Genomic DNA, 14,290 nt, shown 5'->3' with positions numbered 1-14,290 from the left:
AAAGCAGACGAGCCGCAAGACACTACCCCTCACCCTAACGGGGCGGGGGGACTTGCCATGCGACACGTGAATGGAAGGAGCGAGGTCACGGCAGGCGGATGAGGGACTTTATTTTGTGCCGATAGCGGTCGCTCAAACGTCGTAACGACTAGCGGAAACCTGAGCGGATTAGTATCGTCGCTTGCGGCGTTGCGCCACTCGCATGACAGGGTGATTGCATCAGGGCGCTTCACGACTCGCCAGAGGCGGTATGAAAATCATAGATAATACAACAACGTCCCGTGCAATCGGTTGTATTCTCGGTCAACTGGCAGGGGATGCACTCGGCTCGCTGGTAGAGTTTCAGACGCCCCAGGAAATACGCCAGAAATATCCCCATGGCGTTCGCGAAATTCATGATGGCGGCGCATGGAACACCATTGCCGGTCAACCAACTGATGACTCCGAGATGGCGCTGGCTTTGGCCAGATCGATTGTCGCGGAAGGAGCATATGTTCAGGACGCTGCCCGACGGGCCTATGAAGATTGGCTGGCATCCAAGCCCTTCGACATTGGCCGGACGGTATATAATGGAATTCGCTACGAGCCTGACCACCAAAGCCAAGCCAACGGTGCGCTCATGCGTGTGTCACCTCTCGGCATTTTTGGATCTCAGTTTCCAACCGAACAGGTCGGGTTGTGGGCGGAACAGGACGCCATCATCACACATCCGAACCTTGTGTGCCGGCAGATCAACAATCTCTTTGCTCGCGCGCTATCGTACGCAATTGCCGAAGGCCCGACGCCTCGAGATGTTTATCAGACGATCAGAAAATGGTCCGATGAGCTTGGTGTCGATCACAGCATTCGTGATGCAATAGCCGCCGCCGAAAAGGAACCGCCAAAGGACTTCGTGAATCAGCAAGGCTGGGTCCTGATCGCGTTTCAGAATGCCATTTTTCAATTGCTGCATTCGAATTCCTTGGAGGACGGCGTAGTGAGCGCCGTCTCAAATGGTGGCGATACGGATACGAATGCAGCGATTGCCGGAGCTCTACTCGGTGCGATTCATGGGGAGTGCGCAATTCCCAGCCGATGGCGTGAATCGATACTTTCCTGCCGACCACACGAGGGAAACCCAAAGGTCGCGCATCCAAGGCCCGAACTATATTGGCCGGTTGATTGCATCGAGCTGGCCGGCCAGTTGTTGAAGAGGGCTGGCTAGCAATGCCCAATGCCATACCCATCCGCGGATCGGCGATCAATATGTGACCTCAAGCCAAAGGCGAAGCAATCGCCGTAAGTGCCAGGAAATGAGTCGGATTTTCTGTCGGCAGTATTGAGATCCGCCGCGGCGATCCGGACTTCACCTGGCCCCCGACAGGCGCTAAAAATGAAGCATGCGCTACACGTTCGCCATAGGTGATATCCACGGCTGTATCGATCCGCTGAAGAGGATGATCGATCGGATCAAAGCCTATGCGGCTGAAGGCACGGTCGTCTTCCTTGGCGACTATGTCGATCGCGGGCCTGACAGCAAAAGTGTCCTCGACCGGATCATCGCCGGTCCATCGGACCCGTGGAGATGGATCTGCCTGAAAGGCAATCATGAGGATATGATGGTCGCTGCCTATGCCGACGGTCAGAGCAGAGCCGTTTGGCTCGGCAACGGCGGGCTGGAGACCGAAATATCCTATGGCGGCAGGGTTTTGCCGCAGCATCTGCAATGGGCGGCCGATCGTCCGCTCATGCATGTCGATCGGCATCGCATCTTTGTCCATGCCGGCGTCGATCCGGCATTTCCGTTGGACCGGCAGAGCCAGGACGATCTTCTATGGATGCGGTTCGTGGCCGGTGAGCCAGGCGAATATTGGGGCAAGCACCTCGTCCACGGCCATACCCCATCGATGTCCAATCCCATGACGACAGGAAACCGCACCAACATCGACAGCGCCTGCGTCTTCGGCGGCAAGCTTTCCTGTGCGGTCTTCGACGACGATGTTGCCGGCGGGCCGATCGACTTTATCGAGGTGAGGGCATGAACTTGGGAGGGCCGGCGGGGAGGTATTACGGGAGGGGGCAGTGCGGCTTGCTCCCTCTTCTCCCCAGCGGGGTCCGAAGGACGGGTCGAGACCCGCGGCTCGACCCCGGTCGGTGGCCCGAAGGGTCGGATGAGGGGGCGGGCCGCACGGCACTATGTCATTGATTGCCCTTCGCTAACGCTCCCCGCATTCGCGGCTTTGCCGCTCACCCCCTCATCTGCCCTGACGGGCATCTTCTCCCCGCTGGGGAGAAGATGGCGCGACGCTGCCGCCCACTCAGGCCCGCCAGCCGGCGGCGAGCCGCAGCCAGGGCGCCAGGTGGAAGCCGCTCATCAGCAGGTACATGGGCACCATTCCGCCGATCGGGAAGGCATCCGGCGCTGTCATGCAGATCATGTCGGCGCTGCCGGTCGTGGCCGTCAGCAGCGCCATGACCGCGAATGTCGGGGCGGCGGCGAGTGATAGCCAGTCGGCGGTGTGGGTGGCGATCCGGCCGGCCGGGCTAGCGATGTTACTGCTCGGCTTAGCAGCTGATCCGTCCGCGGCGGCAGCCAGCGAGAGCCATTCGGCGGCGTTGAAAGCGACATTGCCGTCGCCCCGCTCTGGAGTGTGGGCGGAAAGCAGCATCGGCGTCACTCCTTGCCGTACCGGTCGTGGTGGCGCCACCAGATGCCGGTTTCGTTGCGGCCCTTGGGGGCGCGGTCGAGCCATTGGTACATGCCCCATAACCCGTCCAGCCCCCGCGCATAGCTGGAATAGCTGTGGTAAACGGCGCCATCGATGAGTTCGAAGGCGCTGACACCCGGCCGGTCGCGGGTATAGGTGGGGACATCGGTGCCGGTCATGGCGGCGATCTGGGTGATTGGGGCCTCGCTGTCGCGCGGCTGCCATTCCGGGACAGTCTTGGCGGCAAGCGGTTCTAAGGCGGGTTCGGGGGCGGGCGGCTCCCGGCGGTAATTATAGTCTACGTCGCCCTGGTGCTGCTGCTCGGCCGAGAACCAGACGCTGAAATCGCCGTTGAAGTCGCTGCCGAAGGAGGAGGCCCAAGGAAAACTCCAACCCATGCGCTGCTTGAACGCGTCAAGTTTTGCGAGCGGCGCGCGCGAGACCGCCCAAAAGGCGACATCGTGGTTTTCAAGATGGACGAAGAAGCCGTTGAAGCCATCGGCGATCGACGAGCAGGAGGGGCATCCCGCGGTATAATCCGGTCCGAACATGAAGTGATAGACGAGAAGCTGCGAGCGGCCGCCGAAGAGGTCTTTCAGCGAGATGTTGCCGCCGTCGGTGTCGAAGCGGTATTGCTTGTCGATTCTGACACGCGGCAATTGCTGGCGCTTGATCGCCAGCGCGTCGCTCTGCCGGGTCAGTTCCTTTTCCTCCTCGAGCAGATCGAGGCGAGCCGCCAGCCACTGCTGGCGTGTTGCGTTCAGCTGTCTCGTCATGGGTCTTCTCCTTTGCCTGTCTCTCGTCGTAGCATCCGGTGCAGGCTTGCTTGCCGGTCGACGATAAATCTAAGGCCGGGTGGGGAAATGGTGGGAGTGACAAGTGTGACGGGATTTGAATGGACTCGCTGATCACGGCAGCGGCGCAGGCGCTGGCAGTGGGAGATGCGCTCGGCGCGCTGAAGCGGGTGGCGCTGCGGGACGATGCGCCGGCGCTGGCGCTGCGCGGCATTGCGATGGCGCAGCTCGGCGATCTCGTCCGCGCCAAGGCGCTGCTGAAGAGTGCGGCGCGTGCTTTCGGCCCGCGGGAGGCGGTCGCGCGAGCCCGCTGCGTGGTCGCCGAGGCCGAGATCGCACTGGTCTCGCGCGATCTTGCCTGGCCGCCCAAGGCACTGGAGGCGGCGCGCAAGGTGCTCGAAGCGCATGGCGACAGGGTCAATGCCGCCCATGCCAGGAATGTCGAGCTTCGCCGGCTGGTGCTGATCGGCCGGCTCGACGAGGCCGAGCGGGCGCTCGAAACACTCGACCCGACGCCACTGCCGCCGGCGGCAAGGGCTGCCCATGAGCTCGTGGTCGCGGGCATCGCGATCCGGCGCCTGCAGACGAAAGCGGCGCGTGCGGCGCTTGACCGGGCGAGGCAGGCGGCGCGCGAGGCCGGTATGCCCGTATTGACGGCGGAGGTGGAAAATGCCGCCGCTGTGCTCAGCGCGCCGGTAGCACGGCTGATCTCGCGCTGGCGGGAAAGCCCGCTGCTGCTCGAAGAGGTGGAAGAGCTGCTAGGTTCGGGCGCGCTCGTCGTCGATGCCTGCCGCCATGTCGTGCGCGACGATCAGCTTTCCGTGTCGCTGGCAACGCGGCCGGTGCTCTTCGCGCTCGCCCGCGCGCTTGCCGAAGCCTGTCCTGGGGATATGGCCAGGGGTACGCTGGTCGCGCGCGCCTTCCGCGGTAAACATGCCGATGAATCGCATCGCGCCCGGCTGCGCGTCGAGATGGGCCGGCTGCGCGCCGAACTGCGGGCGCTCGCCGAGGTTTCGGCGACGAAACGCGGCTTTGCGCTTTCGCCGCGGCGCGCCGGCGAGACCGTCGTGCTGGCGCCGCTCGTCGAAGGCCAGCATGGGGCGGTGCTCGCCTTTCTCGCCGATGGCGAGGCGTGGTCGAGCTCGGCGCTGGCGATCGCGCTCGGCGCCAGCCCGCGCACCGTGCAGCGGGCGCTGGATTCGCTTGCCGGGGAGGGCAAGGTGCAATCCTTCGGGCGCGGGCGGGCGCGGCGTTGGATGAGCCCGCCGCTGCCCGGTTTCCCGACGATCTTGTTACTCCCGGGACCTTTGCCAAGCGACTAGTATGGTCTGACTGATGAAGATGGCCCTAGGGGCGAACAGGATGGAAGAGATGAAAAAATCGGCTGCGACGATCATCCGCGAATATGGACCCTTTCCCGGCGCCGAGCGCGTCAACGGCGTCACCTTCGACGGTGAGCATGTCTGGTTCGCCTCGGGCGACCGGCTGAATGCGCTCGATCTCGCAAGCGGCGAGGTGGTGCGCTCGATCGAGGTTGCGTCCCATGCCGGAACGGCTTTCGACGGCGAGTTCCTCTATCAGATCGCCGAGAATGTCATTCACAAGATCGACCCGAAGACCGGACGTATCGTTTCCACCATCCCGGCGCCCGGCAATGGCGGCGATTCCGGCCTTGCCTGGGCCGAAGGCTCGCTCTGGGTCGGCCAGCATCGCGGCCGCAGGATCCATCAGATCGACCCGGAAACCGGCAAGATCCTCCGCACCATCGAATCCAACCGCGTCGTGACAGGCGTCACCTGGGTCGACGGCCAGCTCTGGCACGGCACCTGGGAGGGCGATGACAGCGACGTCAGGCGCATCGACCCCGAAACCGGAGAGGTGCTGGAGCGGCTGGAGATGCCCGAGGGAACCGGCGTCTCCGGCCTCGAATCCGACGGCGCCGACTGTTTCTTTTGCGGTGGCGGCGCCAGCGGCAAGGTCCGCGCGATCAGCCGACCGGCGCAGGGCAAGGAGGGGAAGGGGAAGTAGCCGATGCGACGCCGAAGAGGCCGATACGACATATCTCTCCCGGGCGACAGTCAGCTCGCCAGCAATTCGGGCGCCAAGTTGGAAGTCGATATCAAGGGTCAAGTTGTTGGAATTTTCACCGAGTGGGAGATTGATTTCGGTACGTGACGAGCTACTTTCGCGGCTGTGTCGGTCGAGGCCTTTACGCAAAGCCGGTATGATCGCGGGGGAAAGACTTTGAAACATCTGCGCACGACGCTCGGGCCTAAGAGCAAATCCGAACTTGGGATGATCCTCCCGCACGAGCACGTCTTCGTCGACCTCAGGACGCCCGACCAGCCCGGTTATGCCGAAGCAGAGATCGAAGACGTCGTTCGGCTGATGGCCCCCGAAATCGAGCGGATCAAGAAGCTCGGGGTGACGGCACTGGTCGAATGCTCGACAGGCGGCGTCGGACGCCGTGCGGATATCGATCTTGCGGTGTCGCTTGCGACGGATTTTCCGATCGTCGTGCCCACCGGCAATTACCGTGAGCCCTGGATTCCCGAATGGGTCCGCGAGGCTTCCGAGAAAGAGCTGGAGGCGTGGATGCTTCGCGAGCTGACGGAGCAGATCGACGAAACCGGGTTCCAGGCGGGCTGGATCAAGCTCAGCGCCGGCGATGACGGGATGACGGCGCTCGAGACGAAAATCCTGCGGGCAGCCGCGCGCGCTGCGGCGCAGACAGACGCCGTCATCGGCAGTCATACGATCAGGGGACGGGTCGTCATGGACCAGCTCGATGTCATCGAGGCGGAGGGCTACAGGGCCGACAGGTTCATCTCGATCCACACGCAGGAAGAACAGGACTTCGCCCTTAATGTCGCCGTCGCCGAGCGCGGCGCCTGGATCGAGTATGACCATGTCGGCCGGGCCGGGGACAACGAGGTGGCGGAGCTGGTGATCAAGGCGCTGGAGGCGGGATGCGGTGATCGCCTGTTGTTGAGTCATGACCGCGGCTGGTTCGATCCGGCGCAGCCGATGGGCGGGATACCCAAACCGTATACGCATCTTTCCATGGTTTTGCTGCCCGAGTTGAAACGGCGGGGCATAGACGACGACACCCTGGTGCGCCTGACACACGACAATCCGTTCGAGGCTTTCGCCCGATAGGAGAGTGGCCGGGCGAAAGGAGCCTGCGACAATCATGTCGCGATACCTGGAATTGCTCAAAATCGGGTTTAGCCGATTGTCGTCACCTCGGCGCCGCCGGAGCGGAGTTCATCGACAATGCTGTGGGGACCGTTCAAAAGCCCGATCGGCAGGATGATGAAAGCGTTCGTGCCTGCCGGCAGGTTCGCGATCCGCTCGATCAGAAGTGCGCGTAACTTGTCCGCATCGATGAGATCGGTGGGCGTCACGATACCCCGGGCAGTGATTTCCTCTCCGAGGCGTGCAATCTCTGCGCTCTTTCGAGACTTATAGAGCTCGTCGAAATGGGCGCCGATCGGTCCGATCCGGCGGCGCAGCTCGAGAAGATAGGTGATCGAGGCGGGACCGACGGAATTGACCGTTTCGAGCGTCAATGGCTTCTGCATGGCCTGCATTTCCCCGTCGGCGGCAAGCGTCTTCACATCGCGCCCGATCGATACGCCGTATTTCGCAAGCGCCAGGCCGATGCTCGGCGCGTCAGGCCCGAAGGCATGCTGCCCTTCGCCGATAAGAAGCAGGCTCGCCTCGAAACCGGAAAGCTTTTCGATCGCTCCCTTTGCCGGGGATGTCGAGAGAATGGTCTTGAACTCATCCTGACCGGATGGCGTCAAACCTGCAAAGACAGGCTTGATATCACTGTTCTTGAACTTGGCGGTCGACAGGGTGAGGCCGGGATTGATGTCGATCAGCACCGTCTTCGATTGATCGATCAGGCGTTTTCCCTCGGCCACGATGTCAGGAAAAGTGTCGGCGCGGATGCGCACGTAGCCAAAAAGCACGTGGTCATTCGCGGGGGATTTGGCGCGCCAGAAAAGAGCGTTTTCCTCGTCTGCCGCTCGTGGCATCCCCGGCAGGAAAACTACGGCTGCAAGCGCTGCAAAATGCCGGCGGGTGATATGCATGGCTGCCTCCTCGCTGAGCCCGATGCATGGCGGCGAATTCGCATCGGACTAATCGCGTGAAAGAACATTTGTTCCAACTCCCGGTGGAAGTGATGAGCGTCCAGGGGCCGGGAGTCAGCTGGACTCGTTCAAGAATTCTCGGCGATACCAGGGATTTATGCCGCGCCGCGCTCGTCGAACAAAAGCGCCATGCTGATCGCATCGATGAACCGACCGTCGATGCGTGCCGCACGCCGGACGGTGCCTTCGCGTGCAAATCCCATCTTTTCGTAGAGAGCGATAGCGCGGGTGTTGTCTTCATAAACATCGAGTTCAACCCTGGCAAAACCGCTTTTCTGCGCGGCTCTCAATGTGGTTTTGATGAGCATGCGTCCGAGACCCTTGCCCCGATAGGCGGGAAGGATTCCCATTCCGAGTTTACCGCGATGGGCGTGCGACGGGAAAAAATGCCGACTGATGTCGCACCAACCGACGACCTGGTTCTGCGCGACGGCAACGAATTGCGGATTGCCTTTCGCAATCATGCCCATCACGAACTCACGCGTCTGCGGCAGGGGAGTTGCTTCCAGCATGGACAGGTATTTTTTCTCCCGCGCGACCACGTCGAGCGCATGATGAAAGCTGTCGATATGGGCGGCAGCGATCGGCTCGATCCTGATGCCTGATGTATCCGACGATGCTGCTGCATCCATGTGCTTCTCCTTCAACGATTGCGGAATGCCCATCGGAGACCTGCTGCAGACCCGCACGGGAGCGCATAATTCACGGTCCGTCAACCTTTGCGTGTCAATTTCTCGGTAGCGGGCGCCATCAAAAGGTTGCAGGTATTGAAGGTCGGGCTCACATCCCACATTACATTCGTCTTGGTGACGCTCACCTGCGCGGCGGCTGCGTTGCTATGCGGATTTGCGTGGCTCGCCGCGGTGAAGGTCGATGATCTGTCGTTGCGCCGGCAGGCCGACTTCGTCGGCCAAGGATTGGAAGAGCAGATCGCGGCACTTCCCCGGGAGCAGGAAAGCGTCACCAAATGGGACGATGCCTTCCTTTATGCCAAGCAGCGGAACCATGAATGGCTGCTCGACAATGTCGGCCAATGGACGAGCCGGTATTTCGGGCACGACAGGACCTATATCTTCGACGATACCAATCGCCTGATGTTTGCGTTCCGCGACGGCGCGGATGCCGTGCCGCCGCGGCTCGGTGACGACGACGGCCGAGAAGTGACCGCTCTCGCCGGTGAGATGCGCGCCGTTCTCGTCGAGCCGGCTGCAAAGCCCGGCGCCGAAGCGCTCGGTCAACTGGCCGCGGTTCGGACGATCATGATCGGCAACAGGCCGGCGATAGCAAGCGCGCGTCCTATTCTGCCGAGCTCGGCCCGGATGCAGATCGAGGTGGGCCAGGAGTTCATCGCCGTCTCGGTCAAGTTCCTCGATGGAAAGGCTGCCGAAAGCATCGCCCATCATGCGCTGCTCGAAGGCTTGCACTTCGCGCCTTCGAAAGGGGAGGACGAGCGGGCGCAGGTGCCTGTGTCGTCCCATGACGGCAGCACGATCGGCTACCTCGTGTGGCCGCCTATCCTGCCCGGATTCATGCTGCTTCGGCAGATCGCGCCGGCGGGGCTCGGCTGCCTGGCGCTGCTGATCGCCGTCGTGTCCTGGCTCGGACGAGGTCTGCATCGGACCTCGCTGACCCTGCTGGACAGCCAGGCGCAGCTCACCCATCACCGCAACCATCTGGAGGAGATGGTGGCCGATCGAACGGCTGAGATCGAAAGGCAGAGAGAGGAACTGGACCGCCTGCTGGTGCACGAACGCCAGGTGAATGCGCTCCAGCGGCAGTTCGTCGCCATGGCCTCGCACGAGTTTCGCACGCCGCTCGCCATCATCGACGCCGCTGCCCAGCGGCTCTGCCGCTCGACGACCAACGTCAGCGGCGATTACGTTCACGAAAAAGCCGGCGTGATCCGAAGCGCTGTCGTACGCATGGTCGACCTGATGGAGAGCATCCTCGCCAGCGGCCGGCTCGAAACCGGACAGATCACACTGAAGCGCAGCCAAGGCGATCTGAAAGCCTTGCTCGTCACCTGCTGCGACAGGCAGCGCCATCTCAGCCGCACGCATGTGTTCCATCTCGATCTTGAGCCCATACCTGACATATTGACGTTCGACCGCAGCGCGATGGAACAGGTCTTCACCAACCTGATTTCGAACGCCGTCAAATATTCGCCCAACGCGCCCGACATTCATGTTCGCGCCAGAGCCGACGAGAAGACGGTTGAGATTGCCATCTCCGACAGTGGCATCGGCATGGATGCGGAGGATCTGCCGAAGCTGTTCCAACCCTATTATCGCGCCCGCAGCGCGACGGGTATTGCCGGAACCGGCATCGGCCTCAACGTGGTCAAGCAGGTCGTCGAGCTGCATGGCGGCACCGTCGAAGTGACGAGCGAGCTCGGCAAAGGCACAACATTCACCATTCTTCTGCCAATAGAGTTTCAATTGTCGGATCAACAAGTCGCAGCTTAAGGAAGAGCTCATGGTTACAGTCCTGTGCATTGAAGACGAAGTCGAGATCCGGAACCTCCTCGTCGAAGAATTGAGCGAAGCCGGCTACAAGACGCTCGAGGCCTCGAACGGCGCCGAAGGGCTAGAAATGATCCTGTCGAAATGGCCCGATATCGTCATCAGCGACATTTCGATGCCTGTCATGGACGGGCACCAGCTTCTGGCGGAAATTCAGATCAATCACCCGGAGCTCTCCAATATTCCCTTCATCCTGCTGACAGCGCTGACCGATCGGGAAAACACGCTGGCCGGCCTGCGCGGCGGAGCGGCGGACTATCTGACGAAGCCGCTCGACTTCGATCTGCTGCTCGCCAAGCTCGAAGGCTGCGTGACGCGCCTTGCCAACGACAAGGCGGTTCACCGGTCGTTCTGATGGTTGATGACAGGATCAAGAGAGCCTCACCCTGAGGCGCCCCGCAGGGGCCTCGAAGGGCGAGGCGGGGGCGCAAAGGTCAGATGGATGCAAGGAGCGGCGCTGCGACGTGTCCTTCGAGGCTTCGCCCCGTGGGCTACGCGCCTCAGGATGAGGGTCGTCGGTGAATGCCGCTCCTAAACAGTCAGCCTTGGTGGATGACGCCCTCAAAAGAGGGGTTGGACGACGCGAGAAGAGCGCGCTCGATCCGCGACGGCCCACCTTCCATTATCCTCTTCCTGCCAGGATATCGCCCAGCACCTCGAACACCCTTGGATCGAGCGTCTGAGACACGTTGAAGCGCATGAAATTCGTTGCCGATTGCGACAGGCTGAATGCGTTTCCGGGAGCCAGAACGATCCTCCTTTCCAATGCTGCCCGCGCCACATCAGCCGCATCGATGCCATCGGGCAGCCGGCACCAGAGGAACATCCCGGCCTGGGGCTCCAGCCAGGGCGTTATGCCGAGATTCTTCAGCCGGGCCGAGACTTCGCTCATCGCCCGGGAGAGCCGGTGCCTCAGCGTCTCCATGTGTTTGCGATAGCTGCCGTCGCTCAAGACGTTCAGCACCAGTTCCGCCGTCAGCCGGCCGCCGCCGAAGGAGGTGGCGATCTTCAGGTCTGTCAGGCCGTCGATCCATTCCGATTTCGCCACGACGAAGCCGCAGCGGGCCGAGGCCGACAGGGTCTTCGAGAAACTGCCGATGTGAATGACCCGCTCGAGCCCGTCGAAGGCGGCAAGGCGGGGTGCCGGCGTGTGCTCGAAATCGGCGAAGATATCGTCCTCGATGATGGTCAGGTCGAACTGGTCGGCGAGTTTTAGAACCCTGTGAGCCGTAACGGGAGACAAGGTTGCGCCGGTCGGATTGTGGATGGCGGAGTTGGTGATGTAGAGCCGTGGACGCTCATCGGCGACGACTTGCGCAAACAGTTCGATATCGGGACCGGACGCGGTGTAGGGCACGCTGACAATCTTTGCCCGATGGGCGCGCAGCAGCGCATGGAAATTGAAATAGCAAGGATCGTCGACCAGCACCGTGTCGCCGGGTTCCAGCAGGAAGCGGCAGAGCAGATCGATTGCCTGCGTGCCGGAATCGGCCAGCATGATTTGATCCGGGGAGGCTTCGATCCCCCGTTCACCCATCCGCCGCGAAATCAGCTGGCGCAGTTGCGGCAAGCCGAGCGGCGAGCCGTAGTCGGCAAGCGCCGGCCCGTCAGCGCGGGCAAGTGTTCTGAGCCCGCGGCGCATGCCGTCCCCCGGCAGCCAGGAAGGCGGCAGCCAGCCGCAGCCGGGCTTCAGGTCGGCTTCGTCGGCCTCCAGCGATTGCCGCGATATCCAGAACGGATCGACCGCGCGGTCGAGCTTCGGCCCGGCCTCGGCAAGCGCAAAGGGCGCTGCCTGGTTGGCGACGTAGAATCCCGAGCCTGGTCTTGCCAGGATCGCGCCTTCGGCGACCAACCGCTCATAAGCGTCGACGACGGTCGAAGTCGACAGCTTCAACGTCGCGGCCAGCCCCCGGACGGAAGGCAGTCTTGCGCCCGGTGTCAGGCTGCGCCCGGCGATGCGCTGTCTGATTGTTGCAACGACCATCTCCACGCGTGTGCGTCCCTCGTTCATCCGTATTGCTTTCTGAATCATTACAGTTTCTCAAAATCGTATCAGACTGTCACTGTCATGACCATCCGTGTTGGCCGATAAGAGTCAGAGAATGAAGGAGTGCAGCGCATCATGGACCGCATGGCATCGGGATGGATCAATGGTTTTATCGGGGTGGTGATCTTCAGCGGATCGCTGCCGGCGACGCGCGTGGCGGTGATGCAGTTCGATCCCGTCTTCCTCACCGTGGCGCGCGCGGCGATCGCCGGCTTTCTCGCGCTCGGCCTGCTGATCGCTTTCAGAGAGAAGCGACCGAGCCGAGGCGATATTCTCTCCTTGGCGGTTGTTGCGCTCGGCGTCGTTGTCGGCTTCCCCCTGCTGACGGCGTTGGCGCTGCAGCATGTCACATCCGCCCATTCAATCGTCTTCATCGGCCTGCTGCCGCTCGCAACGGCGATCTTCGGCGTGATCCGTGGCGGAGAACGGCCGAAGCCGGCATTCTGGGTCTTTTCGGTTCTCGGCAGCGCGTTGGTGGCAGGATTCGCATTGACGCAGGGCCTGACAGCCTCGCCGGTCGGCGATCTGCTGATGCTGGCGGCGGTCATCGTTTGCGGCCTCGGCTATGCCGAAGGCGGCAGGCTGTCACGCACGCTCGGCGGGTGGCAGGTGATTTCCTGGGCGCTCGTGCTGTCGCTGCCGGTGACGGTCGCGGTCGCGCTTTTCCATCGGCCGGCAACCTTCTCCGGCATCGAAGCACCGGCGCTGCTCGGTCTTGCCTATGTCTCGCTGTTTTCCATGCTGATCGGCTTCATCTTCTGGTATCGCGGCCTGTCGCAGGGCGGCATCGCCGCCGTCGGGCAATTGCAGCTGCTCCAGCCGTTCTTCGGCCTGGCGCTTGCGGCAACCCTGCTGCACGAGCCCGTGACCTGGGCCATGCTCGCCGTGACCGTTGCCGTCATCCTCTGCGTCGCCGGCGCCCGCAGGTTTGCGCGGTAGGGGAAGATCGTGAAGCTCTCTCTGTCCTCAGGTTCGGTCGAAAACCTCGGGCTGCAATTTCCCGATCTTCATCAGATGCTGCAGCGTGTATGATATCGACAGAGCGTCATCGAGCCCATCATGCGCCTGAAGCGGAGGATGGTCGACGTTGTAGTAGTCGGCCAGCTTGTTGCTGGGCGTCTTTGCCAAATCCTCGATCGGCATGCCCGCAGCGACGAGAAGCTTGACGGCGTTGTCGAAGCGGCGGGCCGGGATGGAAGGCTGAATGCCGGCGACATAGCAGCTAATGGCCAACATGTTCAGCTCGTCCTTGCCCCACGACCAAAACCGGGCGCCGCCCGAGAAGCTGTCGATGCCGGAAAGGGCATCCTGCAACGCCACGCCATGGGCGTCGATATCCTCTTCGGTGATACCGGTCAGATTGGTGAAATAAGGATCGAGTGGATACCTCTCGCCGAAGCGATCGATGGGTCGGACGTAGGATTTATACGTATCGAGGATCGGAAACTCGCCCTCAAGGCCGAGCTTGACGGCTCCGATCTGCGCAATGACAGGATCGGGATCGCGGGCCGCGCACCAAAATCTGCGTTGTGAGCCTTCCAGGCAAAGAAATTCACAGTCGAATATGATGGCGGTTTTCATCGGCGACATTACCCTCACGAATTTGGCCGATAAGTTTAAGGAGGAATCCAACACATGGAGCACTCCAAATAAAGGCTATGAGCCACGCAATCGCCGTCGCTCCCACACATTCCTGTTCATTAATCCGACAGCTTGGCTCGACGGCGAAGGTGTGTAGGCAGATCACCCCAACCAATATTGCTAAGCTCGCGATTGCGATGGATATCCAAAGTCTGATCCCTCGCTTCATGATCAAGGCGGCGATAAAGACTCCTGCGAAGGGCAACACGATGAGCCAAATCACGAACTGTCCCTCCTGGATAGTGGTCCCGAGCGTGGAGTTTATCCAACCAGCCTGACTATGCAAATGACGGGACTTTGGCCGAGGCGGCCAGTGCAGTGCTGTCGTAGGTGGCACCCTGCAACAGGAACTGCCCGGTGCCGGCTGCGAATTGACATCGACCAGCGCAAGCCGCAGGAACGAGGCAAAGGCCGCTACCGGCGCCTGGCGGGCCGGACG

At 61.9% G+C, this 14,290-nt stretch carries 15 protein-coding genes; 8 read left to right on the top strand and 7 right to left on the bottom strand.

Annotated elements, in window-relative coordinates:
• The first annotated feature begins 250 nt into the window (after positions 1-250).
• Positions 251-1,204 carry an ADP-ribosylglycohydrolase family protein gene (locus GR198_RS14545; protein WP_029870419.1) on the top strand — a complete coding sequence of 318 codons (954 nt, stop codon included), beginning with the start codon at positions 251-253 and terminating at the stop codon, positions 1,202-1,204.
• A 175-nt stretch (positions 1,205-1,379) separates the two neighbouring features.
• Complete coding sequence (locus GR198_RS14540; RefSeq protein WP_029870421.1) at positions 1,380-2,021, top strand: metallophosphoesterase family protein; 642 nt, start codon at positions 1,380-1,382, stop codon at positions 2,019-2,021.
• A 276-nt stretch (positions 2,022-2,297) separates the two neighbouring features.
• On the opposite strand, the gene GR198_RS14535 is transcribed toward GR198_RS14540, so the two are convergent.
• Positions 2,298-2,648, bottom strand: coding sequence for a hypothetical protein (locus GR198_RS14535; protein ID WP_029870422.1), 351 nt, complete (start codon positions 2,646-2,648; stop codon positions 2,298-2,300).
• Positions 2,649-2,653: 5 nt separating this feature from the next.
• Positions 2,654-3,463: a DUF899 domain-containing protein gene (locus tag GR198_RS14530; RefSeq protein WP_029870423.1), complete on the bottom strand. Its 810-nt coding sequence runs from the start codon at positions 3,461-3,463 to the stop codon at positions 2,654-2,656.
• A gap of 119 nt (positions 3,464-3,582) precedes the next feature.
• Here GR198_RS14530 and GR198_RS14525 point away from each other — a divergent pair, with 119 nt between their 5' ends.
• From GR198_RS14525 to GR198_RS14515, 3 genes are all read left to right on the top strand, one after another.
• Positions 3,583-4,803: a hypothetical protein gene (locus GR198_RS14525; protein WP_029870424.1), complete on the top strand. Its 1,221-nt coding sequence runs from the start codon at positions 3,583-3,585 to the stop codon at positions 4,801-4,803.
• A gap of 49 nt (positions 4,804-4,852) precedes the next feature.
• Positions 4,853-5,509, top strand: a complete 657-nt coding sequence (locus tag GR198_RS14520; protein WP_029870425.1) for a Vgb family protein — start codon at positions 4,853-4,855, stop codon at positions 5,507-5,509.
• Between the two features lie 216 nt (positions 5,510-5,725).
• Positions 5,726-6,640 (top strand): phosphotriesterase family protein, encoded by a 915-nt coding sequence (locus GR198_RS14515; protein ID WP_029870426.1) that lies wholly within the window; start codon positions 5,726-5,728, stop codon positions 6,638-6,640.
• A gap of 68 nt (positions 6,641-6,708) precedes the next feature.
• Here the strand turns inward: GR198_RS14515 and GR198_RS14510 are convergent, their stop codons facing one another.
• The gene (locus GR198_RS14510; RefSeq protein WP_029870427.1) at positions 6,709-7,581 is read right to left on the bottom strand and encodes a hypothetical protein; all 873 of its coding nucleotides are present in this window, start codon (positions 7,579-7,581) and stop codon (positions 6,709-6,711) included.
• Positions 7,582-7,736: 155 nt separating this feature from the next.
• The gene (locus GR198_RS14505) at positions 7,737-8,273 is read right to left on the bottom strand and encodes a GNAT family N-acetyltransferase (protein WP_029870428.1); all 537 of its coding nucleotides are present in this window, start codon (positions 8,271-8,273) and stop codon (positions 7,737-7,739) included.
• Positions 8,274-8,360: 87 nt separating this feature from the next.
• On the opposite strand from GR198_RS14505, the gene GR198_RS14500 reads away from it, so the two are divergent.
• Both GR198_RS14500 and GR198_RS14495 read left to right on the top strand, forming a co-directional pair.
• A complete protein-coding gene (locus tag GR198_RS14500; RefSeq protein ID WP_050573635.1) occupies positions 8,361-10,106 on the top strand; it encodes a sensor histidine kinase in 1,746 nt (581 codons plus the stop codon).
• A 10-nt stretch (positions 10,107-10,116) separates the two neighbouring features.
• Positions 10,117-10,518, top strand: a complete 402-nt coding sequence (locus tag GR198_RS14495) for a response regulator (RefSeq protein WP_003560657.1) — start codon at positions 10,117-10,119, stop codon at positions 10,516-10,518.
• 267 nt (positions 10,519-10,785) lie between these two features.
• Here the strand turns inward: GR198_RS14495 and GR198_RS14490 are convergent, their stop codons facing one another.
• Positions 10,786-12,195, bottom strand: coding sequence for an aminotransferase-like domain-containing protein (locus tag GR198_RS14490; RefSeq protein ID WP_029870430.1), 1,410 nt, complete (start codon positions 12,193-12,195; stop codon positions 10,786-10,788).
• A gap of 90 nt (positions 12,196-12,285) precedes the next feature.
• On the opposite strand from GR198_RS14490, the gene GR198_RS14485 reads away from it, so the two are divergent.
• On the top strand, positions 12,286-13,149 hold the full coding sequence (locus GR198_RS14485) for a DMT family transporter (RefSeq protein WP_029870431.1): 864 nt from the start codon (positions 12,286-12,288) through the stop codon (positions 13,147-13,149).
• Between the two features lie 27 nt (positions 13,150-13,176).
• On the opposite strand, the gene GR198_RS14480 is transcribed toward GR198_RS14485, so the two are convergent.
• Both GR198_RS14480 and GR198_RS14475 read right to left on the bottom strand, forming a co-directional pair.
• The gene (locus GR198_RS14480) at positions 13,177-13,791 is read right to left on the bottom strand and encodes a 3'-5' exonuclease (protein WP_029870432.1); all 615 of its coding nucleotides are present in this window, start codon (positions 13,789-13,791) and stop codon (positions 13,177-13,179) included.
• Entirely contained in the window at positions 13,763-14,074 is a 312-nt protein-coding gene (locus GR198_RS14475; RefSeq protein ID WP_155248886.1) for a hypothetical protein, read from the bottom strand. The genes GR198_RS14480 and GR198_RS14475 overlap by 29 nt, the downstream gene beginning before the upstream one ends.
• Between the last annotated feature and the right edge of the window lie 216 nt (positions 14,075-14,290).

This window comes from Rhizobium leguminosarum (assembly GCF_010668065.1).
GTDB classification, from domain to species: domain Bacteria; phylum Pseudomonadota; class Alphaproteobacteria; order Rhizobiales; family Rhizobiaceae; genus Rhizobium; species Rhizobium leguminosarum_S.
The sequence above is the reverse complement of the archived record's forward strand: the minus strand, read 5'-3'. Positions and strand labels throughout refer to the sequence as shown.